At 34.1% G+C, this 25,022-nt stretch carries 21 protein-coding genes; 2 read left to right on the plus strand and 19 right to left on the minus strand.

Going from position 1 to position 25,022, the window contains the following annotated elements:
* Positions 1-27: 27 nt before the first annotated feature.
* From IWX80_RS10820 to IWX80_RS10885, 14 genes are all read right to left on the minus strand, one after another.
* Positions 28-1,026, minus strand: a complete 999-nt coding sequence (locus tag IWX80_RS10820; RefSeq protein ID WP_196853449.1) for a glycosyltransferase family 2 protein — start codon at positions 1,024-1,026, stop codon at positions 28-30.
* Positions 1,027-1,029: 3 nt separating this feature from the next.
* Positions 1,030-2,577 carry a glycosyltransferase family 2 protein gene (locus tag IWX80_RS10825; RefSeq protein WP_196853450.1) on the minus strand — a complete coding sequence of 516 codons (1,548 nt, stop codon included), beginning with the start codon at positions 2,575-2,577 and terminating at the stop codon, positions 1,030-1,032.
* Positions 2,578-2,709: 132 nt separating this feature from the next.
* Positions 2,710-3,921: a glycosyltransferase family 4 protein gene (locus tag IWX80_RS10830; protein WP_196853451.1), complete on the minus strand. Its 1,212-nt coding sequence runs from the start codon at positions 3,919-3,921 to the stop codon at positions 2,710-2,712.
* A gap of 2 nt (positions 3,922-3,923) precedes the next feature.
* Positions 3,924-4,799, minus strand: a complete 876-nt coding sequence (locus IWX80_RS10835; RefSeq protein ID WP_196853452.1) for a hypothetical protein — start codon at positions 4,797-4,799, stop codon at positions 3,924-3,926.
* Between the two features lie 527 nt (positions 4,800-5,326).
* Complete coding sequence (locus tag IWX80_RS10840) at positions 5,327-5,659, minus strand: GIY-YIG nuclease family protein (RefSeq protein WP_196853453.1); 333 nt, start codon at positions 5,657-5,659, stop codon at positions 5,327-5,329.
* Positions 5,660-5,978: 319 nt separating this feature from the next.
* Positions 5,979-7,412 carry an MBOAT family O-acyltransferase gene (locus IWX80_RS10845; protein ID WP_196853454.1) on the minus strand — a complete coding sequence of 478 codons (1,434 nt, stop codon included), beginning with the start codon at positions 7,410-7,412 and terminating at the stop codon, positions 5,979-5,981.
* Between the two features lie 29 nt (positions 7,413-7,441).
* Positions 7,442-8,533, minus strand: a complete 1,092-nt coding sequence (locus tag IWX80_RS10850) for a glycosyltransferase family 4 protein (protein ID WP_196853455.1) — start codon at positions 8,531-8,533, stop codon at positions 7,442-7,444.
* Entirely contained in the window at positions 8,520-9,923 is a 1,404-nt protein-coding gene (locus IWX80_RS10855) for a hypothetical protein (RefSeq protein WP_196853456.1), read from the minus strand. Before IWX80_RS10855 ends, IWX80_RS10850 begins: the two co-directional genes overlap by 14 nt.
* Positions 9,924-10,668: 745 nt before the next feature.
* Positions 10,669-12,597, minus strand: coding sequence for a hypothetical protein (locus IWX80_RS10860; protein ID WP_196853457.1), 1,929 nt, complete (start codon positions 12,595-12,597; stop codon positions 10,669-10,671).
* A 99-nt stretch (positions 12,598-12,696) separates the two neighbouring features.
* A complete protein-coding gene (locus IWX80_RS10865) occupies positions 12,697-12,876 on the minus strand; it encodes a hypothetical protein (protein ID WP_196853458.1) in 180 nt (59 codons plus the stop codon).
* Between the two features lie 67 nt (positions 12,877-12,943).
* A complete protein-coding gene (gene asnB, locus IWX80_RS10870; protein WP_196853459.1) occupies positions 12,944-14,656 on the minus strand; it encodes an asparagine synthase (glutamine-hydrolyzing) in 1,713 nt (570 codons plus the stop codon).
* Positions 14,656-15,354 carry an acylneuraminate cytidylyltransferase family protein gene (locus IWX80_RS10875; RefSeq protein ID WP_196853460.1) on the minus strand — a complete coding sequence of 233 codons (699 nt, stop codon included), beginning with the start codon at positions 15,352-15,354 and terminating at the stop codon, positions 14,656-14,658. Before IWX80_RS10875 ends, asnB begins: the two co-directional genes overlap by 1 nt.
* Before the next feature lies 1 nt (position 15,355).
* A complete protein-coding gene (gene neuC / locus IWX80_RS10880) occupies positions 15,356-16,513 on the minus strand; it encodes a UDP-N-acetylglucosamine 2-epimerase (protein WP_196853461.1) in 1,158 nt (385 codons plus the stop codon).
* Between the two features lie 490 nt (positions 16,514-17,003).
* Positions 17,004-18,023: an N-acetylneuraminate synthase family protein gene (locus tag IWX80_RS10885; protein ID WP_196853462.1), complete on the minus strand. Its 1,020-nt coding sequence runs from the start codon at positions 18,021-18,023 to the stop codon at positions 17,004-17,006.
* Positions 18,024-18,921: 898 nt separating this feature from the next.
* Here IWX80_RS10885 and IWX80_RS17015 point away from each other — a divergent pair.
* Together IWX80_RS17015 and IWX80_RS17020 are read left to right on the plus strand one after the other, a co-directional pair.
* The gene (locus tag IWX80_RS17015; RefSeq protein WP_334682314.1) at positions 18,922-19,098 is read left to right on the plus strand and encodes a hypothetical protein; all 177 of its coding nucleotides are present in this window, start codon (positions 18,922-18,924) and stop codon (positions 19,096-19,098) included.
* 26 nt (positions 19,099-19,124) lie between these two features.
* A complete protein-coding gene (locus tag IWX80_RS17020) occupies positions 19,125-19,256 on the plus strand; it encodes a hypothetical protein (protein WP_334682347.1) in 132 nt (43 codons plus the stop codon).
* A 652-nt stretch (positions 19,257-19,908) separates the two neighbouring features.
* Here IWX80_RS17020 and IWX80_RS10895 read toward each other — a convergent pair.
* The 5 genes from IWX80_RS10895 to IWX80_RS10915 form a co-directional block, all read right to left on the minus strand.
* Positions 19,909-20,793 carry a glycosyltransferase family 2 protein gene (locus tag IWX80_RS10895; protein WP_196853464.1) on the minus strand — a complete coding sequence of 295 codons (885 nt, stop codon included), beginning with the start codon at positions 20,791-20,793 and terminating at the stop codon, positions 19,909-19,911.
* 64 nt (positions 20,794-20,857) lie between these two features.
* Complete coding sequence (locus IWX80_RS10900; RefSeq protein ID WP_196853465.1) at positions 20,858-22,096, minus strand: UDP-glycosyltransferase; 1,239 nt, start codon at positions 22,094-22,096, stop codon at positions 20,858-20,860.
* 1 nt (position 22,097) lies between these two features.
* A complete protein-coding gene (wecB, locus tag IWX80_RS10905) occupies positions 22,098-23,204 on the minus strand; it encodes a non-hydrolyzing UDP-N-acetylglucosamine 2-epimerase (RefSeq protein ID WP_442899838.1) in 1,107 nt (368 codons plus the stop codon).
* 2 nt (positions 23,205-23,206) lie between these two features.
* Positions 23,207-24,136 (minus strand): glycosyltransferase family 2 protein, encoded by a 930-nt coding sequence (locus IWX80_RS10910; RefSeq protein ID WP_196853466.1) that lies wholly within the window; start codon positions 24,134-24,136, stop codon positions 23,207-23,209.
* Positions 24,133-25,011 carry a beta-1,6-N-acetylglucosaminyltransferase gene (locus IWX80_RS10915; RefSeq protein WP_196853467.1) on the minus strand — a complete coding sequence of 293 codons (879 nt, stop codon included), beginning with the start codon at positions 25,009-25,011 and terminating at the stop codon, positions 24,133-24,135. Before IWX80_RS10915 ends, IWX80_RS10910 begins: the two co-directional genes overlap by 4 nt.
* Between the last annotated feature and the right edge of the window lie 11 nt (positions 25,012-25,022).

Consider the following 25,022-nt stretch of genomic DNA (forward strand, 5'->3'; position numbering starts at 1 on the left):
TATTATTATTTATAAAATAAAATGTCATTATTTAATTTTCGGGCTATTGAACCACAAACTCCACCAACCTAATGTCCTGCCTACTGCCTCCGTAAAAGCTTCTTTTTTACTACTGCCCGTTAAAGTATTACTAAACCGAATACCGGTCAAAATCAAAGTAATAGCATGCCATTTTAGTTGATGTATAAATGTTGGCTTAGGATTTTTCGTTCTCCACACATACCATCCGTTTCGCACCACCATCTTCCCGTATTGATATTGATTAGGTCTTCCTGCGGTATCATGATAATGATACAGTGTTGCAGCAGTATTCAAATATAATATACCCGTTTTAGCAACTCTTAAAGTAAAATCAGCATCTTCGTACAGCCCATAACCTTCAAAATAAGTTGAAAAATGCAACGTATCAAATACTTTTTTTCTAAACGAAGAGACTCCGCCCATCAACATCTCCACTTCATACGTTTTCCCACTTGGAGGCAAAAACCCCACGCTGCGACCATGCGAGTATAGGGAAGAATATCCGGGTGGACAATCACTATCCAATCCTAATTTTTTTCTTAACACAAATCGACTGCCATCTTTTCTTTTCCATCCGTCAAAATAAAATTCATCCATTTTTGGCTGATATTTTTCTCCAACAAATTCAATTTTAGTTTCATCAATAATATACCCTCCAACACCTAACGCCTCTGGAAAGATTTGATACGTTTTTAATAGTTCTTCAAAATAAGTAGCTGTTAATACGATATCATCGTCTAAAAAGCATATAACTTCTGAATCAGCTGCAACTCTTTCAATTCCATAGTTACGTTGTTTTGTTAAACCACAATATTCTGGTGGAACGGAGTAATAGTTTAAATGATCAAATGGATTATTCCCTAAAATTAACGCCGTATCCTGATTAGTGGAGCCATCGATAATCAAAATTTCATCTGGATACTTTGTTTGATTCTGAACAGATTGTAACAATTGGTGCAGCGATTGGGGACGCATATAGGTGCATATTATGAGAGATATTTTCATGTTTTATTTATGTCTTATTCCTAAAGTTCGCAATTTATCCGCATAAAAAACCGATTTCTTAAATTGAATATTTTTATAGGGAAGTCGAAACAAACGATACAAAAAAGCAACTTTAGAACCCGTAAATAAATAATAGGTAAAATGCTTATACTTATACTCTATCAATTGTTTAGGACTGTAATGTTTCATTATCCCATACATAATTGTTGGACTAGGAACTGGTTTTATATTTTTCACGGGGGTATCTAGTTCCCAAGGTTGTGCTTTCCTTTTTTTACCAAGCAATTTAGCCTGGGTTCCCCAAAAACGATAGCCTCCGCTGGGAGGTTTTAAATGCAGATTAGCAGCAAATGGATTAGCTAAAACGATTACTCCGATTTTGCTTAACGACATTCCAAAATCACTGTCCTCGCCGTAACCGCCATCAAAATTAACGTCATTCCCGACCAACTGATTTACAAATTCCCGCTTGACACATGAATTGGCATTGCTAAACATTTGGGTGCAACCAGCAACAAATGGAGGGCGACGTAATAGTTCTAACTTATGGGCCAAATCCTCTAAATTCTGTTTGTGGTGATCCGCACGGATATCCAGCCCGTTACAGGCACCAACCGAATACGTTTGTAAGAACCGAATATGATTTTGGATAAAATCCGCAGGAATGCGAATATCATCATCGCCAAAAACAATATAATCACCCACGCACAAAGCAATCGCTTCATTCCTGGCTCTGCAGCTCCCCTTAGACTGTTGCCAGATTACTTTTAATTCAAAGGGATACTTCTTTTGTTCGTAGGCTGCTTCATCTCTCTCGCTGGACGGAGTGGCATCTACCACAATGACTTGTGTAGGTTTATAGTTTTGATTAGACAAATCGTCTAACAATTGTAACGTATATTCTTGGCGGAACATTGTAGGTATAATATAACTGACACTAGGGTGATCTTGAATAGAGAGAAGAGCTCTCGATGGAATTTTGGAAGTATCATTCCTTTTTTGATAGGCGCGCTTAATACTAAAAAAGGTAATCCATTCCGAAATTTTCCAAAACCCCAGTCTGTAAATCATAAAAAGAGCATGGCTTATTTTATAATTTTTCCTAAAAAAAAGATGACGGTCCTTTTGTGAAATACCAACAATTTCTTTTTGCGCAACAGTAAATAAATTTTTAACATACAATGGAACTCCTCCTAAAAAACGGATGCATCTGAAACCAAAATCCAAAGCCTGCATTTGAGGATTTTCATAATCGCTATCAAAACCTTTCGTAAGGTCCCATACTGATTTACGAACCGCAAAAGCATTAGGATTAACCCTCCAGCTGACACATTGATCCAAGCCATCAAAATCATTTAAATACCAAAAGAAGACGGCAGTTTGATAGACTAATTCAGGGAATGCATTTTTATAGCCTTGTTCAAAAGAACTATGCCAAATATCGCCCGCTCCTTTGGACAAAACCTCTAATTGGATAAAATCTGGAGTACCGGCGTACAATAGGATTTCACCTGATGCAGTAGTAAATTCTTTTAATTGTAAATTGTCCATTTGTATTTATACCTTAACTCTTTATTTTTATATGACTTGTATTATTCAATCTGCTGATTACAACTTCTACTGCTGTAGAAGTTTCTGTTTGAAGAATCACAGTTTACTACTTTTTTAAGAGCATAACTAAATCTATTTATTGTAAAATTTTTTATAAAAAACTAAACTCTGTCGTGCCACTTTTTGGATACTGAATTTTTCGCTAACTTTCTTTTTTGCCGCTGATCCAAATTCTTTTTGTAAATTATCTTCCTCCATCAAATGAATAATTTTAGCAGCATACTGCAAATGATCTTTTGGATGTACTAAAAACCCATTGGCACCATCATCAATAACTTCTGCTGCCCATCCAATATTCGAGGCTACAATAGGTTTCTCCAATGCCATGGCTTCAATCCAGGAAACGGGTAAGGCTTCCGCAAAAGTAGGAAATACACAAACCGTCGCTCTGCTAATTTGATTTTTTATTTCCTCATACGGCACAGCGCCTAAATAAGTCACATTCAGCAGCGCAGCTGGAGAAAATAGGCCTTGCATCATCTGCCAAGTGGAAGAATGCCCCGAAATAATATCTGGAACATCTTTTCCCACCAGAATTAATTTCGCCTCTGGTTTTTTAGCGACCACCGCATTAAAAATAAATGGCAGTTCTAACAATCCTTTCTTACGGATTAAACTCCCAAAATACAGTATGGTGTTTTTATTATTGATATTATTACTATTGACAGTGACATTATTATTGCAATTTTCATTGACATTGTTATTGCTATTGCAATTGATATTGTTATTATTAAACACATCCATGTCAATACAATTCGGAATGATTGTAAATTTATTCTTTAAACCAAATACCTCATTTGTGGTATCAGCGGTAAACTGACTCACAGAAAGCAACCCATCAGCATTTTTCAAAGCTCTTTTTTCATGAAATCGATTTACCCATTTTACGGGGCGCTGATCCAAATGACAAAAATAAGTATCTGAGCCATTTAATCGTATCACAACAGGGCATTTTTTAGGGGAAATAAATGACGTAATTCCAGTCCAATCCGGCGCTTCTACCAAATCAATTTCATTATCCCCGTATAAAATATTAATAATATTCTCCAGTTTTTTTCGGGTGAGATACCATGACAATCCCTTAAATTTTACATTTCTGATTTGTTGAATACAAATACCGTTATCATAAAAAATACCTTCTTCTTTTTGTGCATACACTAAAACACGGACAGAACACCCTTCCGCCAAAAGTCCCATCGCCAGATTTTTGATACTGGTGCCTATTCCTCCCGAACTTCCTGTTTTGGGATGTGGATATTCCGGCGTTAAAAAAGCTATTTTCATGGTTATTTATTAAAAAAATCCTTAATAATTACACTGGTAAACAATCGTGCTCCAGTATCATTCAGATGTCCGCAGGAAGAAAAATACTGATCTCCCTCTACCGCTTTTTCATAATTATGAATTTCAGGATAAAGCTGTTGCACTTTTTCAAAATAATTCAATCCTTTGGTATTACTGCACATCGGTGTCATTACAGCAATCAAATTGATGTTATTGTCCTCACAAAGTTGTTTAATTTCTTCATAATACTTGTTACGCAACGGTTTTAAATTGCTAATATTATTTTTCATGTTCCCCTTACCATTTCCCAATGGCGAGTACCCCATATTCAGTAAATGATTTGTCTTTTTATGAATGGCATTAAAAAAGATCTCCCTAAAACCAATTCGAGTCTCAAATGCGACATATCTGTAAAAAGGAATATAATACAATTCATTAAAGTCTTTTTCTGCAGAGAAATGATTTTTTGTTATTTCCGAATTATGAATATATGGTAAAAATTTTGCCGCAATTCCTTCTGCTCGTTGTTCATTCGACAAATTCAAATCGGTCTCCAGTATCACATTTTTTATCGTATACTTTCGTTCCACCATAAGTTTTAAGAGCAACGACGCTTCAAATAAATGGCCTCCGCTCATCCCATAATTAAACGTTTTCAATCCTTTTTCGGCAAACATAGGACCTACAAAATGATTATTGGCTCTGGAAGATCCTAAAACAACCACATCGTAATCCCGCGCTGCTGAGTTGTAAACATAATCAATTTTCCCTCTATTCGAAGACTGTAAATAAACAGTCGTATACAAAAAATCCAATACCACTAACAGTAAAAATAGTAGCACAAGGGTTTTGACGGTAAAAATTAAAAACTGCTTCATTGTTGTTTTATTCTGTATTATTATTCTAGTATTTTAATGTATTGTATTTAACAGCTCGATTTGACAATTAAACTACTCTTTGTCACGTCGAAAGTTTATACTGAGCGAAGTCGAAGTACAGTCGAGACGCTTTTATGTCTTAATGAATCTCGACTAAAGCCTGTCCTGAGCGTAGACGAAGGACTCGATTTGTCAATTAAACTACTCTCTTTGTCACGTCGAAAGTTTACACTGAGCGGAGTCGAAGTACAGTCGAGACGCTTTTATGTCTCAATGAATCTCGACTGCGCTCGATTTGACAATTCGGCTGCAGCCTGTGCTGAGCGTAGACCAAGAACTCGTTTTGATTACTCGAGATCTTTTGTCACGTCGAGCGCAGTCGAGACGCCTTTAATAATCAATTTAATCTCGACTAAAGCCTGTCCTGAGCGTAGACGAAGGACTCGATTTGAGAATTAAACTACTCTTTGTCACGTCAGAAGTTTATACTGAGCGGAATCGAAGTACAGTCGAGACGCTTAGTCAAACTATTCTTCTATATCTTCAAAATCCGATCTGTATTTATGATGCGTTGCATTTCTACATTCTGATAAATCTTGTAATTTATCAAAATTCCCATCAATTAATGCCTGTTTTTTAACCCTGCTCCATTTTTTTAATTTTTTTTCAAACTCAATAACCTGATTCGGATCTGTAAAATCCTGATAAAAAACTAACGTCACAGGTCTTCTACTATGTGTATAGGCTTCTGGATATTTACCGGCATTGTGCTCGATAACTCTCCTGTCAATATCAGAAGTCACACCTACGTATAGTGAATCGTCAATACAACGAAGAATATATACATAATAGAATTTCATATCGCTTTTTTAAAATTAAACGAATCTCGACTATAGACTGTCCTGAGCGTAGACGAAGGACTAGATTTGATAACTCGAGATCTTTTGTCACGTCGAAAGTTTATACTGAGCTTAGTCGAAGTACAGTCGAGACGCCTTATATTCCAAAACTAATCTCGACTATAGCCTGTCCTGAGCGTAGACGAAGTACTCGATTTGATAACTCGACTATAGCCTGTCCTGAGCGTAGACGAAGGACTCGATTTGACAACTCCACTACAGTCTTTCCTGAGCGTAGACGAAGGACTCCATTAAGCCTTAATCGATTCCCCTACTGATATCAAAACTGAAAATAAATAAATTCTTTATAATCGGAATACGTTCCCAGTGCTACAATCGCTGCAAGGCATAACGTTAATTTCAAATAACTATATCTCCCGGAAATGGGTTCTACTTGCGTGCGGCTGTTCCATTCCACAATAATAAAAGCAAGTATCAAAATAATGATTTCATAATTGTAACGCTCGTTTTCCAAATACTGTGATTCAAAAATTCTATTGGTAAAAATACGCCCAATATATTCAAAAGCCTCTGCTATCGATTTTACTCGGAAGAAAATCCAGGCCAAGCAGGTCAATGCAAACGTGCTGATAATACTGAAGAAAACCTTGACAGAGTCCAAATCCCAATACAACGATACTGTTTCCATATTAGACCGATTCCGTTTCAACAACAATAGCGGTAAAAAATACAAAGCGTTAATAAAACCCCAGGCAATAAAAGTCCAATTGGCGCCATGCCAAAAACCACTCACTAAAAATATGATAAAAGTATTGCGGACTTTCATCGCTGTACCACCATTGCTCCCTCCCAACGGAATGTATAAATAATCCCGAAACCAAGACGATAATGAAATATGCCAACGACGCCAAAACTCGGCAATGTCACGGGAGAAATACGGGTAATTAAAGTTACGCAGTAAATCGATTCCAAACAGTTTTGACATTCCCAATGCCATATCTGAATAACCGGAGAAATCACCATAAATTTGAAAAGCGAAATAAACCGCACCAAGAAGCAGTGACAAAGAATTCATCGATTCATAATTATCAAAAATCGCATTGGCATAAGTCGCACAAGTATCCGCGATTACCACTTTCTTGACCAATCCCCAGACAAATTGAAAGATTCCTTCTTTGGCTTTTTGATAGTCAAAACTGCGTTTCACTTTTACCTGTGGCAATAAATGAGTCGCTCTTTCAATGGGTCCCGCGACAAGCAATGGAAAATAACTGACAAACAAAGAGTAATCGACAAAGTTATATTCAGCTTTAATACGCTTTAAATAAATATCAATGACGTATGATAACCCGTGAAACGTATAGAAGGAAATACCCACCGGCAGAATCACGTTCAGCAACAGGGGACTTGTTTGAAGCCCGAATCCATTTAATAATTGAGAAAAAGAATCTGCAAAAAAATTATAGTATTTAAAGACCCCCAAGAAACCCAGATTCACACTGATACTCAACCAGAACCAAAATTTCCGTCCCAGTTCCGTCTTAGCCTTTTCAATCCGAATACCGGTATAATAATCTAAAAAAGTAGAGAAAACAAGCAAGAACAAAAAACGCCAATCCCAACAGGAATAAAAATAATAACTCGCGATAATAAGCACTGCATTTTGAGTGCTTTTGGTTTTATTAAAAACAAACCAATACAACACAAATACGATAGGCAGGAAAATGGCAAAGGAAAACGAATTAAAAAACATACGAATGGGAACGATTTAACGGTGTAAAATTAAGATTTATTCTGTAATACCAATACCAAATGGTGATCAACCATTTTAGCCATTGAAAAACATTCTTCAACAAGCGTTCTGGTATTTGCTTCAATTTTTTTATGCCCCAAATACACGTCTTCAAGAATATCCTTTAAAGCAACAACATCTTTAGCTTTAAAAATATAGCCGTTTTCTCCATCGACTAATACTTCTTCATTACCGCCAACATTGGTTGTAATCACAGGAACATTAGCCGCTAAACTCTCCAATATCGATAAACTGAAACACTCCATGTGGGTGGGTTGCAACATGTAATCATAATTTGAAAACAAGGCTTTCAGGTTGGGACTGCTGCCCATAAAAGTAAAACAAGACACCACATCATGCTGTTTCATTTTTTCAAACAAAATACTTTTATAGGGACCGTCCCCATATAAATCAATTTTAATTGCCTTTTGTATTTCGTAGGGAAGCAGTGCGACAGCAGCTATTAAGTCTTGAATCCCTTTGGATTCCCTTAAATGTGATGCTGCCAAAAAGGTGGGTTGTACTGTATTTCTATCCATTCGTTGTAAAATATCCTCAAATACAACCCCATTATAAATCGTGAGCGTCTTCTTTTTTACAACAGAACCAAAGTCACGTATAATTTCTGATTTAGTATAATCAGAAACGCCTACAAAAACCGAAATATATCTGGAAAACAAAATCCCTTTGATTCTTTTCTCTATTCTCTTTTTTAAAGGATAGCCGTAAATTGGTCTTGGATTATGATCTATGGCAATAATTTTTGCTTCCGAAAACTGCTTTATTTTATAAAAAAAAGGGGTGCATAATTCGATAAAGTGGGTAATGATATGTGTATATTCACTTTTTTTTGTTTTGCAGAAACTAAGAAAATAATTTTCTACCGATTCGTACCCACTGTCAAAAATAGTTAAAGCAGCGTATTCTCCATGATCCGATTGATTCGGAAAAAACCAATGGACCTGAATACCATTGGCGGCACATTTGCTGTTAAACTGCCAAAAAAAGTAATCCATTCCGCCTACTCTTTCGGGTAACAGTTCATAATTACAAAGTACCGCTATTGTTTTAGGCTCTGTCATTCCATTGTGATAAAGTAGCGGCAATTCGCTTACTGGTTCCTACTAAATCCTCACTTATTTGTAAGTCAATCATAGCCTTTCTTTCTTTAGTTCGCGCCGAAGGATTTGCTAAAGCTTCCTTGATTTGATCGATTAACTCCATTGGATTCTTGGCAATACTCACAGATTGGCTATCAACCACTTTTTTGAAATGATCGTATCCTAAGAACCGTTGGTCATCATACAAACCATTTTCAGGATTTCCAAAAACAGTATTAATTACTGGTTTGTCAAATAACATAAAATCCAAACTCATCGTAGAGCACATGTTAATATTCAAATCAACATATTCCAATAAGGACCGTAAATCCTTGATATCTTCCTCACTGGGAATGCGTTGCGACCAGCTTTCAGCGTGATTCTCCCGAGTCAAAATCCATTTTGGGTTATTCCAGATAATTTCAGGAAAATCTTTTTGTATCGCAGCAAATCGTTCTGGGCCTTCTGCTGGAGAAGTCCTTACAACAAGTTGACAAGGAATTCCAATTATATCTTCTCGCATGGCATTGGCAATAGTCCGAATCACAACAGGATCATTCGCTCCAATACTGGCATCAGCACAACTGAAACAAATTATTTTTTTACTATGTTGTAAAGTAAACTTAGAATAAAAATCCTGTTTTTCTGTTTTGTATTTATTCATCACATAAGGCTCAAATTGAGGCGTCCCCACAACTCTTACTTTTTCCTCTTTTACATTCGGATAAAAATACAACAACTCTTTTTTCATTAAATCACTCCACACCAAAAAATAATTAAAAGTCCCCAACATCCTGCCTTTGGAGGCCAAATTATCCCAACTGAAAATAAAACTGCTGACCGGTATTTTAGATTCACTTGCCGCATATAAAAAGGGAGCTAAATAAGGAGGCCTTTGATGCGTAAAAAATATATGGGTCGGTTGATCATCTCGCAACATTTGAATATAGCCTCTCGTAATTTTATGTTGAGCAAAAGACAAAAACTGTAGCTTTTCAGCAAACAAAATACTGGCAGAAGAGTGAACAGTTTGGGTAAAAAAGTAAATAATTTTAACTAAAAGAGATCGGGCAGAGTTAGTTTTAGGATACCCGGAATGCAAGTTGTCTTTCATTCCATAAAAAGACTTAAATTTTTGTAAATGAGCCAGCTCCTTCCATTTTCTAAAAAACCATGTCCATTTGCCCTCTATAAAAACATCCAATTCCTTTATAATAACCCTCGAAGGCAAAACAGCAGGATAAGCACTAATAGGCAGCCCCGAATAAATAATAATAGCATCAAATTGCAGGTTGGCTTCTATTAAGAAATCACTCATTACAAAATTCCGGAATCCAACACCATCTGTGATGACTATGCCTAGTTTTTTCATTGTTTTTGATTATTTGAAATAATTATTGCTATTTCCAAAATATTAAAAGATTTATTTTTCAGAGTTAATGTTTCATTAATATTAATTTTACTTTTTTTATTACTACATAATTTTAAATAAAGTACGTTTTTTAACCATTCCTCAATTACAGCAATTTAAATTAACTGAACTCCTAAAAAAGAATAATTAAAAAATAACTTCCCTCTTTTCTAGATTCTCTTACTGCATAACCCTCTTTATATAAAAGCAATAAATCTTATATTAATTACGGTGAATTTTGTAAGTTCTAATCAAAAAACAGCACTGCATCAAAAAAATCAACAATTGTCAAGGCTAATCTAAATGCTAACTGGTGACCAAAATTTCCAGATAAAGCAACACTTAAAACATACTCATACACAATAAATATCTATTTCGTTTAGCATTATATATTAGTTAATCAAAATGACTGAAATTACTAATTTTTAAGGTGTACTAATTGAGTGATTTACTATTAATAATGTAAACACTCTTTCTTCATTATTTAAAAGGTATAATTATATTGATCTCAGGATTCATTATAATAAATAGTTAAAAAAAATAATGATTTATAACTAATTCTATTAGAGAAAACAAAAATTGTCATTCACAAAGAAAGTTGTTTTTTGTCTTAAAACTTGAAAAATTTAAATTTTTAAAACTTATTTTTTAGAAGCTAATTTCAAAATCAGATTATTTATACTTTAAATTCAAATTTGAATCATCACTATTTTTTTTTTAATATATAAAAATAAATTTGTGACTTATTATCTTTTATAGTACGAACAATATCTGACTGAATATAATCCGGTAAATTCTTCTTACTCTTTTTAGAGACACAAAAACTAAATGGATATGAGTTATAAAAATCTTTTCTACTTAATTGGCGATTAGACTTCAAATTTGTTTTCAAATTATAATGCCAAATATTTAGTGCATTTTTTTTAATATATAGATTTACTTTTTGATTCGATTTGTCCAAGTAATCCATTTTTAAGGAATCGGATTCAATGTTGAAAGCATCGTAATATCTACCGAATAATTTAAGAAAAGTAGTGTTGTGTTGAGGGAAGTCTTCCCTTGAATTATTTTGCAAATCCTCCCCGTAATAGATAACACCAAAAGGGTATTTCAATTGAGGAAGAACAATTTTAATTTCGCTAATAAATACCTTGTCGTAATAATTAATTCTTGAAGTAGAATGAAATACATTATTACCCCCTATTATTTCTTTCGCACCAAGAATCGAGACAATTATTAGCGCGGTCAATTTTAGCTTTCCTGAAAGCGATTTGGTTGGTGTTTGAATTAATAAGTAAATAATTAAAGCTAAGACGAAGGGGCCAAAAACATTTGTCAAAAATTGATATGCATCCCCAATTTTATTAAATTTAGCATAAATTAGAGTAGAACAAAAATAACAAAGTAACAAAAACACAAATAACTCTAAACGAAACACTTTGCTTAGTGATTTATTACTAATTAATAATAAGACTGCCAACAAAAAACTTAACCAATAATAGGAAATAAACATAAGTATTGATTTTTTAAAAAATTGAATGATAAAATCAATAGTACTATCATTGTTTATGATATTCAAATTAGAGTACCCAATGTAAAATTGTTCTTTATGTTGATTTAGTTTATAAAAAAGCAGAAAACCAACAAATAAAATTATAAAAATCACTATGATTGTCAAATACTTTTTAATACTATTTTCAGAAAATTTTCTTTCTTGGTAAATACTAATTAAGATTATTAAAAATATGATTAAAAAGACAGCAATTGCAGATTGAACTAGAAGAGGAATTAAAATTAAAAAATAAATAGCCTCTATTTTTTTTCCACTTTCATATTTATAAAAAAATTGAAAAAAAATTGAAAACACTATTGCTAATTTGGAATAAGCAATAATCCCTATGGGATCGTACCCTCCAGAATTAGTTGTATATATTAAATTAATTATACCTCTATACCAGTTTCCTGAAAATGCAAATAGAGCTAATACCGACAAAACTAAAGACCCTAATAAATTAAATTTTCTTTTGAATAAAACAAATAGACTTAATGAACAAATACAAATTATAACTGTACTATAAAACAATTCCCAAATGTAAATTGTATCCATATTTGTTATATCCAGTCCTAATGACACCAACCAAATATCATTACTCCTATAGGGCTGCGCAAAATTCAAAAACGGGAACAAAGCATTTTTCAATCCTAATGCATTTTCGTTACCATTTAGATTATAGCCTTCGGCTATTTTCATATAAAACTCATAATCAACAAACAATAAATTGGGACAATTGTATGCAGTATTCCAAAAGAAACTAACCTTAATCAAAAAAATTACAGACCATAAGAAACTAATTATAAACAATCTCTTTAAATAGTCCTGTTTTTTAATTTTTGGTGATTCTTTACGTTTTTGAATTAAAAAAAAATAACCTAATAGCCAAAGTAAGACAAACATCCCTATACTATTCATGTTAGACTTAAAAATTGCATAAGTCACCACAATAGATAAATAGCCAAATAAAACACCCAGGTAAATTGAAACAGTACGAAAACCGAAAAAACTTAACCCTAAAAAATCAGAAAAGAGTAAAATTGTTAAACCTAAAAAATAAAGCACTAGTATATTTGAAATCATTGTATTGGTAAATTAACTATCCATAAACTGTTTTTGATTATTGATGACCCAAATCGCATTCGTTTCTATCGATTCCTGAAAAAGGGCTTCACTGTTCCCTTATCCAAAATCAGCAACAGTTATGATGCTCTTCTGTGTATCTATTAATGCTATTACAGCTGGAATATTCTTTGTTTCATAACCCACATTGCTAATAGCAACATGAATAACTCTGTTTTTTAGTTTCAAAAGAAAATTAAAATTAATTCCATCTATGATTACTATACCTAGTTTTTTCATTAAATTATTTTTGTTGATTTAATTCCCAAATATTGTTTTTTATTATTATTGAAAAAAGAAATTGAAATTACGCATTAATTGTGTGAACCATTTCAAACAAACTAATACACTGCCAGATATGAAAACTAGATTGGATATTACCTTCTAAATATTTCTTTAGCTCTTTTTGCAATTTCTCAATTTCAAACCATTTTGAATATTCTGAATTTTCGATTGAGACAAAACATTCGGTTACCCAGTCCGTTAAATTATCAGCTAGCCACTCCCGTTGTGGCGTTTGTATGGGTCTCTTAGGTGCAAAGACTAAATCATTGGCCAAATATTCTGAGGCGATTTCTCTCAACATAAATTTAGTTTGGCCATTTTTTATTTTAAAATCAAACGGTAACGAAAAAGCAAATTCTACCAATCTATAATCCAAAAAAGGTTCCCGTAATTCCGTGGAAAATAGCATAGAAATTCGATCATTAAATCGTAGCGCTCTTGGGATTTTAGTATAAAACAAATCTCGGTATTGTTTATTTAAAATTGCATCGACAAAAGGTTTGGGATAGTTTGGTTTTTCGGCTTTTGCCAAAAAACAATCCGAAAGGATATTCCTTTTGAATGGTGAATCCTTAATTCCTTGAATGATAGCATCATTTTCTTGGGTGTAATAATCATAGCCTGCCCATTGTTCATCCATACCCTGTCCATCGAGCAATACTAATACATTATCTTTTTTGGCTTGTTCAAAAATTTTGGCATACGCCAAAGTGGGAATTCCTCCATAAGGTTCATCTTGCTGTCCTTCCATTTTTTGTGCTAAATCAGGAACGTCTTCTACTTGAAGCAACACTTTCGTCAAAGGATTTTTGGTTTTGGCAATCATCAATTCTACCCAAGGTAATTCATCGTAGTCAGGATTATTCGTATAAAAAGTATAACCATTGATTTTAGAATTATCCTCTTGAAGATTAACCAAAGCCAATAATACAGAACTATCCAATCCACCACTAATATTAAATCCAAGGGGAACATCAGCTCTGAAACGCAAATTTATGCTGTCTTTTAAAAGAGCAACATAATGTTCTTTGGCTTGCTCAAAAGTTAAATTCTTGGGTTGTTTGGCTACTTCCTCTTCAAAAAAATACCATTTTTTTAGGACTAATTGCTGGTTTTGAAATTCTAAAAAATGGCCACCAGGTATTTGCAAGATCTCCTCCCAAAAAGTTTCGTCAGGATTTCCATAAGAACCATACGCAAAATAAGAAGCCCAGACTTTCTCGCATGGAATTCTTGAAATACCCGCTGCGTGAATCGCTTTTATTTCTGATGAAAAATAAAAAGAGTTATTTTTTTGACTGTAAAAAAAAGGTTTGACCCCAAATCGGTCTCTGGCAGCAAATAACTTTTTGTCTTGATTATCCCATATAGCAAAGGAAAACATGCCGTTAAATTTTTGCAGACATTGGTTTCCATAAATCATGAACGCTGCCAATAAAACTTCGGTATCTGAATCTGTTTCAAAAGAATACAGCCCTTGCATTTCAGTTTTTAACTCAATATAATTATAGATTTCACCATTAAAAACCAAAATATACCGACCGGAAGGATCCAAAAAAGGCTGATTAGCTTCTACAGTCAAATCAATAATAGCCAATCGATTATGTCCTATAGCAGCAAAATCCCCATCATTATATTTTCCTGTCGCATCCGGACCCCGATGGTGTTGACTCAACAACATGGCATCCAACTGCTGCATTTCGAAACCTCCAATTATTCCCGCAATACCACACATTATTTTAGATTATTTTTTATCATTTGTTCCGCCTTTTCCCAATCGCCTAACGTATCTATATTAACATAAAATTCAGGTGGAGTTTCGATGAATGAAATACTTTTTCCATATAAAGAATGCTTTTGCAACAGAACTTCAGTTTTAGTGATATAAATACTTCCATCTCTGTGATAGGCATCAGGTAATTCCTGTCTTCTATTGATGATTTGATCTTCGCCGGTGGCAATTTTTAAGGTGCCCTCGAGATTAACTTCAAACGTCCAATGCGGATTATATTCATGTGGTACTTTTTGTACGGAAACCAAAGAATCACAACCACTTTTGATAAATTTTTCAATGGCTTTATCTAAAAATTTAACGGTTCTAAAAGGACTGGTTACTTGCAACAAGCAAACTGCATCAAAGAAAACAGCATGATTTTCATACCATTGTAAAGCATGAATAATGGCATCTATAGTGGGTGTTGTGTCTAGAGCTAATTCCTCTGGTCGTAAAAATGGCACTTGAATCCCCAAGCTTTTAGCCACCGTAATTATTTGTTTATCATCACTTGACAAAATCACAGATGTTAAATACTTTGATTCCACAGCAATTTCAGCTGTATATTGCAACAACGGTTTTCCGTTCAACAATTTAATGTTTTTCCCGGGAACACCTTTCGATCCTCCACGCGCTGGTATGATGCCTAAAATTCGCATCTTAATACATGATTGTTTTATGAAACTTTAGAGGCAACTTCAGTAACAATTTAGCTATTTGCGTACCTGCTTTTCCGTCTCCATAAATAGAGGAAGAGATTGATTTACCTTTTTGTACAGAGTCTAAAATGGCTTCTTCAATACTATTTTGACAATAATCAACGTCAGCACTATTGCCTCCTCGATCTCTTCTATTTTGTCGAGAACCTATATTAACAACAGGAACCCCTAAAAAAGCACATTCTCTAATACCTACGCTTGAATTTCCAATTAAACAATCGCTGTGGTAAAGTAGTTGTAAAAAATCTTTACCTTCCATATTCTTAAAAAAATGAACATTGGGTAACTGGTGTTGCTCTCTAAAAGCACGAATCCCTGTAGAGGTTCCATCAGCGCCGGCATCCACATTGGGCCAAAACCAAAGTGTGGGCTTATTTAATTTATGAATCGCCTCCAGAGTAGCTTCAATATGTTTTCTGGAATCTTGATATTCTGTCGTTACCGGATGTTGCATAACAACTAAGTAGCCTTCTGCCAAGTCCGGTTGAGCACCTACACCACCATATTTTTCATACGGATCAAAAGTAAGCATTTTACTCAGTACTACTTCTTCTGCCAAATCAATAGATGGGCATCCGGTGTTAAAAACCATTTCAGGGTCCTCTCCCAATTTGATGACTCTTTCTTTAGCATTTTCGGAGGCTACAAAATGATAATCTGCCAATTTTGTGATGGCGTGACGTACTTTTTCGTCAATATTTCCGGTTACTTCTCCCCCTTGTATGTGTGCTAAAGGAATATTCATATAAGAAGCCGCAATAGCAGTGGCCATTGTTTCGAAGCGATCCGCAACGGTCACAACGATATCCGGTTTTAAATTATCAAAGACAGTCGACAATTCCAATATTCCAATTCCGGTTGTTTTCGCCGCTGCAGTCAGATTCTCTCCTTCCAATACATTAAATACTTTGGCAGCAATCGTAAAACCATCTTTCTCAATATAATTCACAGCAGAACCATAACGATCTAACAAGGCAGATGCGGCAACGACCAATTGTAATTCCAAATCAGGATGCCTTTGTATAGCAGACAAAACCGTTTTTACCCGACTATAAGATGGACGCGCCGTTATTACTACAACTATTTTTCTTTTCGGCATTTTAAATTTATTATTCTTGGGTTTAAAAGTAGACAAAAAAGCGGACAGGTAAAAACATTATTTTGAGCCCACGTAAGTTTTGAGTATAACTTTTTACAAAAAAAACAATATAAAATAACATTTTATGTTTTTATTCAACTGTAAATCAAATTGCTGTTGTTTACGATGTTCTACTGTCCTTAACTTCCGCAGTCGCGAGTCAAATGTTTGAAGAATACGTAAAAAGAAAAGCTGTTTGAGCGCAGCGAGTTCTTTTCTTTTAGTATTCGAAAACTAATTTGACCGACGAGGGAGTAAAGACTTGAAATCGAAGATTCATGAATACCAAAAAACAATAACAATCCATGAATATTTTTTTGTTTCTTTTTTGATCAAGCAAAAAAGAAAATTAGTAAATTATAATTTTTTACATTGAAAAAAACGTCGATGGTTGTGATTTTTAAAACTAAAAAAATATAATTTCGAAACTAAGTAGCTTGCTTAAAAACCTTTATGTAAACAAATCCTCTTCATTCAAAAAATCCCATTGATTCAAATCCTTATTCAAAACTTTACCAATTACTTCTTGAAATCGCATCGCATCTACCCCATACCCTTTTGGTTTTTTAGTTTCTAAATCATCAAAAGTTATAACATGATTTTTAGGCAATTTTTTATTGACCGCCAATGATTTTTCGAAAATCTGTTTGACGTCCGAAAAATTAGCATTGTAATTTTTATCAATAGGATTTGACAAAGCAGTTGCAATATTTTTAACGGCCAAGACTAAATCTTTAGTTTCTTGTATGGTGAAAGAAGCTTTGGCATCAGGGCCAAAAAGTTGACGGTCAAAAACAACATGAAATTCCAGAATACTGGCACCTAAAGCCGTTGCCGCAATACAGGTTTCTAATCGGGCAGAATGGTCCGAAAACCCAACAGCCACTTTATATCTTTCTTTTAATTCCTGAATCACATTCAATCCATATTGCTCTGGCATAGTAGGATAAGCCGTTGTGCATTGTAAAATAGAAAAATCAACCTGTCTCTCTTTTAGGAAATCAACGGTTTGATCTAATTCAGCATACGAACTCATACCAGAAGACAAAATCACAGGCTTCCCTGTTTGTGCAATTTTCTCTAAAATCAAGAAATTAGTAACCTCTCCTGACCCAATTTTGTAACAATCAACTCCAATTTCTTCGAGCCAATCAACCGCTAAATTACTGAACGGAGAACAAATGAAATCCAATCCCACTTCATCACAATGGTTTTTAATGTCTTTCCATTGCGCCAAAGAAAAACCCATGCGTTTCCAATAGTCAAAGCGAGTTTCATCCTCAACAGAGAATTTTACGCGAAAAGGCTCGTATTCACTGCTTTCCGCCTCTGCGATATGCATTTGAAACTTTACGGCATCAACACCCGTTTGGGCAATCGCATCAATATACGAATATAAGATACCCAGACTACCTTCATGTGCCTGGCCTATTTCAGCTATTAGGTAGGGTAAAGATTTTTGTAAAACCATATTTTTAAAGAAGAGGTGGATTCAAGTTTCTTGAAACAAAAATAGTTTTTTTATGATTAGACGAAGCATAATTCAACTCGTTTATTTTAAAAATTAGAGCCTAGTTTAATAATTAGGTGCTGTTAAAAATCAATACGCACAAAAAGTCTTTTCTTTCTAAAAACCATCATCCCTAAAAATTTCCACTCCTCAATCCCCAGTCAAGAAGAACAAATGGCTTAAATATAATTTTTTTTTATATTAAAAAAAAAAATACCGCTTGTCTCCTACTCAAAAAACGAAATAATATCTCTGTGAGGGAAATACAATTCTGCTACTATTTCCAATAAGGTACTCAAAACAATTTTTTACCAATTGAGACATTTGGGACATTTCATCCTACAAATGAAACTAGAAGCACAAAATTCCACTCCAAAATTCCCTTCTTGAAATCGAAGATACAACGACTCCAAAATAAATATAGGGAGGGAGCTATAAAGGCTAGGTGTGTAAACCACTAACAGATAATTGTCTGAATAGAAACCCACTTCCACATCAATAGTCTACCAACCTAATACACTACTGACTCACAAAACCATCATTCAAAATATTTGATATACTTTAACTTTATAATCGTATATTTTAGAAGGGCTCATCACTTTATAATAAAAATAAACAACTGATAATCTATCATATATAAAAAAACAAGCTTATTTATTTTTTTTTTTTAATTTGTTAAAAACGATTACCGATTTTGGATAGCTTTGGGATTGTCTACATACAAAACCATTGTATCTTTGAATGGTCAGTTAGTTAGAATTAACAAGTATACTAAGACCAAATATTTTTATTCATTTAATACAACTAAACAATAGCTATTAAATACAAAGTTCTTCCAAGAAAGAACCCACGGGACCTAATGGCTCCTGAAAAATTCTATGCTGCTGCAATTGCAGACGGCAATGTAGATTTAGACCGACTCGCTGAGTTGATTTCCTACCAATGTACGGTTACGGCCTCAGACTGTTATGCGGTCTTGTTGTCCTCAAAACACAACATCATTGGGGAACTGGGCAAGACCGAATTGTTAAACTAGGACGACTAGGTAATTTCCAAGTAGGAATAAGCTCTGAAGGAAAGGAAGCTGCCGCTGATGTTTCCTCAAGCGCCATTAAAAAAAGTCGTATTCTTTTCCGTCCCGGAAAAAAATTACGCACTTTGCTGAATGATTTATCATTTAGAAAAGCCGGCTAGAATCCCGTAATCAGAAGCATCTGATTATTGTAAGACCTCGAGCATTCCAGTACTCGAAGTTTTTTTTGGCATATAATCAACGTAAATTAGATCCGTTTCGTCAAGACTGGACTTTTGTTTCGTCAAGACTCGGTAAACAAAGCGTCAGCACGAAATATTAATTCATTCTTTATCGCTACAAACACCCCAAATCCGCTTAAAAACCTGTTTTTAGGTTTCTATGTCGACCTCCAATAAATTAAAATTAGGATTATTTATGCCTGACAAAGTTATTTTTTAGTCTAAAGAAGTACTTTTCCATCCCTTTTTGACATAAAAAAAGCTCAAAATACCGGCTAGAACCCCGTTTTTTTGAGCAAATTGATTACCATAAGACCTCGAATAATTCCAGTTATTCGTCGTATTCAAGTCTAAAGTAGTGAAATGTTGTAATATGCAGTGGTATTGTTGATAAATATTTCTGTTCAAAATATTGAATTATTATCGCTTTTTGTTTGCTTCTACCTTATCAAGTAATTAAATTATACTAAAAATTACTTTTTAAATAAAAAATTTGGGATTTTCTACCATAATTCCAAGTATAAAGTGAGAAATGATGAGAACATAATGAGAAAAGAACTCTAACTATTAAATGAAACAATCCTTTTGGGTTTCAAAACCTCAACCCTTTTACTCTTCTCATTTTATCAAGTATTAATGTGGACACCGGTTTTCTATAAGGTAGTACTTTAGGAATACCCCGAAGAACTTCAATACTTACACTACAAAATATCTTAAAACATTTAATATCTCTTAATGCATACTTATTAAAATTATGCCAATATAATTTCAAAATATTACCTAAAGGATGCGGATAGTACACTAAAAAATAATAAGTAGAATTTTTTAATTGCTTTCCAAATCTGAAATAATTTTGCCCAACTTTCTTTCTTTCTATCACATTCACACGATGGTTCACTTTTATTGTATTGGTATATAAAATATCATGTCCTTTAGCAATTACTTCTATTGCTACACAGGATTCTTCTCCATAAATATCAATCCAGACCGGAAAACCATTAATAGCATTATAAGCCTCTGTACGGATAGCAAATCCACAACCTATAAATTCATTGGTGATATACTCTTCCGTTAATGAGTCAACCTGATTTAAAGCCTCTTGATCTGAGATAAAGACTCCTTTTATTTCTTGAAAAGCAACTATACCAACAGTTGGATATCTTTCAAAAACAGAAAGAGTTCTTGCAATAAAATCTGAATGCAAAGGATGGGCATCATCATCCAAACCTATTAAAAATTGACCTTTGGCTTTTGGATAAAGTTGATGTCTGGCAGCAGAAGCGCCAATACTTTTATCGGAAGTAAACCACTTGACCCAATTAAATTGATCTATCAACAAAACGGATTGATCTTCACAGCCATCTAGAAAAACTAAAACTTCATCCTCCTCAAGTTCAATCATTGACTTTAGAGTAATTAAGGTTAGCGCTAAATCGTCTTTTCTGTTTTTAGATACAATTACTATAGAGGCTCGCATATAATGTTTATTTAAGAGGAGTTTTATGAGAAATACAAATTAAAAGAATCATCAGGACAAATTATTATTGATTTAACTCACTAATTTTTTTCCTTAAGTATCCAACTGAAAGGTATTCCGCTAAATCACTTCTATTTAAAAGCAGATACTTTGGATTTTGTTTCCACAAAAGATACAATTCCCCGAGTAATGCTGCAATTCTTGGAACATCATCCACTTCGGACCAATACTCATAGTCAGGACCTAACAACCGTTTCGTTTCACTGTAATAAGGAGCTAGCGAGAGAATAACAGTATTAGCGGCAACACAATGTGGAAACTTAGCAGGCAAAAAAGGGCTAATTTCCGATTTTGACTCCAAAATAACATTAACCGATACGTTTTGCTGAAGCAAATAAACGGTGTCAAAAGGAATCATACCGTTGTGAATGTAAAGTTCGGGTGTACGCTTTTGGTGGCTTTGCAATAGTTGGGTATGATCGGAAGCAGGCCCAAGCAACAGCAATCGCGATTCTTTTCCGGCTTCAGGATAATGCTGCAAAAACAGTTGAAAACCTGCTATCAAACCTTCCGGTGAGCGTTGCTTCATCAAATTACCAGCATGCAGTATGTTGAATTTTGAAACATCAAAATAGGATGGAAAAGAAGTATTCTGAACGACATACTTTGTATTTTGATGTGGAATAACAACACCTGTTTGGGCAAAATCAGGGAAATAACTCGACATCCATTCGTGCAAAAACAAACTGGGAAATGCACTATATCTGGCTTTTGTAGAAACTGCCCTAAAAAAGGCTTCTCGTGCTTTATGACTGGATTCTACCCAATTGTAAGGTCGCGGATAATAATGGGCTGGATACGGATCATGTACATAAGCCATCCATTTATCATGCCATTGAGAAAGTTGAAGAACGGAATAATGAGGCCTGAAACTAGCGCCTTTACTCAAGGTTAGTACTAAATCAGGCTGAAACTTTTGTTGCTTCAACGCGGCAGTGATACTGCGGGTATCATTATAAAAAGTAAAAGAAAAACCAAACAATTGCTCCAGGAAAGGAGCCGGATTGACTTTGAAATTCCGACTTATAATCCGTTGCATCCGACTTAAAAAATACAGGGGACTGTATTTTATTTCAGGAATCGCATAACAGGAAACACCCTCCAACGAAATGAACTTTTGGGTATAATGATATACTAAAACATCAAATCCCGCCGATGCCAAATTAGTAATGAGCGCCACATTAGCTTTTGAACCACTGCTGTCTTCAATATTAATGGAATCTACTACAACAAGGATTTTCATTTTAATAGTGTTTTAATAAATAAGCTGCAATTTTTTGAGAAGCATTACCCGTTCCGTAAGGATTGATGGAAGGTCCAAATCCCGAGAATCCGTCTAAAAAAGAATAAATGGTGGTACTGATTTTTTGCTGATCGGTACCTACCAAAATAGAAAATCCGGCGGTAACACCCTCAGGTCGCTCTGATACCGTTCGGGTAACCAAAACAGGTTTCCCTAAGGATGGAGCTTCTTCCTGAATGCCTCCAGAATCGGTCACAATCAAAAAGGATTGTTGCATCAACCACACAAAAACAGGATAAGAAACCGGTGGAATCAAATAAATATTTTCGGAATGGGACAATTTCTCATATACAACATCTTTTACATTTGGATTTAAATGGACAGGATAAACTAACACTACATCGTCTCGTTTCGAAACTGATAAAAGTGCCTCACAAAGCTGCTTAAAACCGGCTCCAAAATTTTCTCTGCGATGCCCTGTAACTAGAACCATCTTTTTATGGACTGGAATAAGACGTTTCAATCGCTCAATTTCGGGATGCTGATAATGCTCCGTTTCAATTTTTCTAACGGTCAACAATAGTGCATCAATAACGGTATTTCCGGTTTCTACAATAGTAGCTGGAACAATACCTTCATTCAATAGATTTTGGGTTGCTGCAGCAGTGGGGGTAAAATGAATATCAGCTATTCTGCTGGTCACCTGCCGGTTCACTTCCTCCGGAAACGGTGCCTTTTTATTATAGGTACGCAAGCCGGCTTCTATATGTCCTACAGTTATGCCGTTATGAAAGGCGGCCAACGCCACCATAGATGAGGTGGTAGTATCTCCATGTACCAATACCAAATCAGGTTTTGCAACAGCAAATACCCCGTCCATCTTTGATAAAATAGTGGCACTTAATCCGTTCAAGCTTTGATTGGGTTGCATCAAATCTAGATCATAATCGGGAATTATCTCAAAAAAATCCAAAACCTGATCCAGCATTTCTCGATGCTGCGCTGTGACACACACTTGTACATCGACATTATTTTTTTGTAGCTCATGAAAAAGCGGAGCCATTTTTATGGCTTCAGGACGGGTTCCAAAACAAAGTAGAATTTTCATGATTATATTTTTCGGAATGTTTTTTTTAATTTATAAACAGACAAACGCAAAGGGAATGTACTATAAAAAAACTGCCATTTTATTTTTTCAAAGATAGACAATTCAAGTAAAGTGATGATTTGTGCAAACAAATTGTACTCCTTAAAGTCGGTTGCTTGGGTTACAAAATAACGAAGAAGCGAAGGAGACAGCAACTGTTTCTCCTTTAAATTTTTAATAACCAACAAAATAGCATCTTTTTTGGAAGCCCTTCGTATAGGATTATTATTATAAAATTCTCCAGTGTTGGAATTTGCATGTTTACGCCCAAAAAACAAACATTTTTCAATAGAAATTCCTTTGATATCAGAAGACAATATTCTGGAATACAATTCCCATTCTTCTGCATACATTAGATGCTCCTCAAATCGATTCTGCTCAAAACACGCTCTATGCCACATTACTGCACAAGAATTAAAAGGAAGTTCGTTTATTAATAGTTTTTCAACATCAGATTTAGTTATAAAAAAAGAAGTATAGTCTTTTGAAAATTCAAAATTATAGTCAAAATCATCAAAGAAAACATTTCGAAGATACCTGCAAAAAGAAACATTTTGTTTGCTTAATTCTTCCACACAAAGTTCTAAATTTTGAGGATGTACAATATCATCATCATCAAAGAAAATTATTAAGTCACCCTTAGCTAGATCCAATCCATAATTACGACTGCCGGGCAATCCTTTTATATAAGTATCCGGACGTTTAAAAAATTGAAACCTTCTGTCTTTCTCAAGTAGGGGAGAAATAATATCTATAGTATTATCAGATCCACCATCATCAATAATCAAACATTCCCAATTCGTAAAAACTTGAGATTGTATGGAATTTAAAGTTTCAACAATATATTTTGATCTATTGTAGGTGGCCATGATAATGGTAACTTTGGGCTTCATATCTCTAAAAAAGATTTAATCTTATTCATTAAACTAATGGAATGCGTATCTCCAATTTTGCGAGCAAAAAAAGCGTCTGATTTTATTAATTTTTCATAATCGCTATCATCTAAAAATGCAGGTTCACTTCCATTTCTTGCATGCCAATCAATATATCTCAAATTATTGCCCACTACTTTTTTACTAAAAACAGAATTCATAATTACCGTTTGAAAATAAAATTCTTCAGAACATAAGGTATGGTTAAATCTTCTGAGAACAAATGCATTTAGTTTTGTGAACTCTACAACATAACTTAAACAATCTCTACTCAAACTCCACCATGTTGATCCTCCATATATTTGTAGCATTTTCAAAGAAATTGATCTTTTAAAATTTAATTTTTTCTGCAAATTTATAATTGACTTAATTAATCTATTTTGATATGATATCTTAGCATTTAAAATATCATAAAAATTAAAATATTCTATTCTTTCAAGACCTCCATTACCATTTAGTCCAGAATTAGGAATACTGAAAAATTCCATGTGCTCTTCCTTTTTATTTTCAAAAAACGAATTAAAATAAGATACCTTTTTTATAGGATAATCTTGACCACTTATCAAATGAAAATAGTTGTTTTGTGAATTTTTAAGAGCCTGCTCTGATAAATAAAGAATACTCTTCAAATGGTTTATACCTCCCCAATTAACTTTGTATTTTTGAGAGATTAACTTAACCTGCATATATGATTGAAACCTTGAAAGTTGAATAGCAGGAACGTTGCTTTTTTTATCAATATGTATATACAATTCAAAATTTTCATCAAAAAATTTAATAATTTCTTCCAAATGATCAAAATCTTTATAAGCCGTAATTAATATTGCTTGTTTCATTTTTATTCTTT

Origin of the sequence: Flavobacterium sp. CAN_S2, from assembly GCF_015752255.1 — a bacterium.
Lineage (GTDB): Bacteria > Bacteroidota > Bacteroidia > Flavobacteriales > Flavobacteriaceae > Flavobacterium.

Excerpts from the sequence above, each read along its gene's own strand:
- IWX80_RS10855 (WP_196853456.1), bottom strand. The coding sequence starts at position 9,923 with ATGAAAAAACTAGGCATAGTCATCACAGATGGTGTTGGATTCCGGAAT.
- IWX80_RS10820 (WP_196853449.1), bottom strand. The coding sequence starts at position 1,026 with ATGAAAATATCTCTCATAATATGCACCTATATGCGTCCCCAATCGCTG.
- IWX80_RS10850 (WP_196853455.1), bottom strand. The coding sequence starts at position 8,533 with ATGACAGAGCCTAAAACAATAGCGGTACTTTGTAATTATGAACTGTTA.
- IWX80_RS10830 (WP_196853451.1), bottom strand. The coding sequence starts at position 3,921 with ATGAAAATAGCTTTTTTAACGCCGGAATATCCACATCCCAAAACAGGA.
- IWX80_RS17015 (WP_334682314.1), top strand. The coding sequence starts at position 18,922 with ATGGCTCCTGAAAAATTCTATGCTGCTGCAATTGCAGACGGCAATGTA.
- IWX80_RS10915 (WP_196853467.1), bottom strand. The coding sequence starts at position 25,011 with ATGAAACAAGCAATATTAATTACGGCTTATAAAGATTTTGATCATTTG.
- IWX80_RS10845 (WP_196853454.1), bottom strand. The coding sequence starts at position 7,412 with ATGTTTTTTAATTCGTTTTCCTTTGCCATTTTCCTGCCTATCGTATTT.
- IWX80_RS10895 (WP_196853464.1), bottom strand. The coding sequence starts at position 20,793 with ATGCGAGCCTCTATAGTAATTGTATCTAAAAACAGAAAAGACGATTTA.
- IWX80_RS10865 (WP_196853458.1), bottom strand. The coding sequence starts at position 12,876 with ATGAAAAAACTAGGTATAGTAATCATAGATGGAATTAATTTTAATTTT.
- IWX80_RS10860 (WP_196853457.1), bottom strand. The coding sequence starts at position 12,597 with ATGATTTCAAATATACTAGTGCTTTATTTTTTAGGTTTAACAATTTTA.
- asnB (WP_196853459.1), bottom strand. The coding sequence starts at position 14,656 with ATGTGTGGTATTGCGGGAATAATTGGAGGTTTCGAAATGCAGCAGTTG.
- IWX80_RS10840 (WP_196853453.1), bottom strand. The coding sequence starts at position 5,659 with ATGAAATTCTATTATGTATATATTCTTCGTTGTATTGACGATTCACTA.
- IWX80_RS10825 (WP_196853450.1), bottom strand. The coding sequence starts at position 2,577 with ATGGACAATTTACAATTAAAAGAATTTACTACTGCATCAGGTGAAATC.
- wecB (WP_442899838.1), bottom strand. The coding sequence starts at position 23,204 with ATGAAAATTCTACTTTGTTTTGGAACCCGTCCTGAAGCCATAAAAATG.
- IWX80_RS10910 (WP_196853466.1), bottom strand. The coding sequence starts at position 24,136 with ATGAAGCCCAAAGTTACCATTATCATGGCCACCTACAATAGATCAAAA.
- IWX80_RS10900 (WP_196853465.1), bottom strand. The coding sequence starts at position 22,096 with ATGAAAATCCTTGTTGTAGTAGATTCCATTAATATTGAAGACAGCAGT.
- neuC (WP_196853461.1), bottom strand. The coding sequence starts at position 16,513 with ATGCCGAAAAGAAAAATAGTTGTAGTAATAACGGCGCGTCCATCTTAT.
- IWX80_RS10885 (WP_196853462.1), bottom strand. The coding sequence starts at position 18,023 with ATGGTTTTACAAAAATCTTTACCCTACCTAATAGCTGAAATAGGCCAG.
- IWX80_RS10875 (WP_196853460.1), bottom strand. The coding sequence starts at position 15,354 with ATGCGAATTTTAGGCATCATACCAGCGCGTGGAGGATCGAAAGGTGTT.
- IWX80_RS10835 (WP_196853452.1), bottom strand. The coding sequence starts at position 4,799 with ATGAAGCAGTTTTTAATTTTTACCGTCAAAACCCTTGTGCTACTATTT.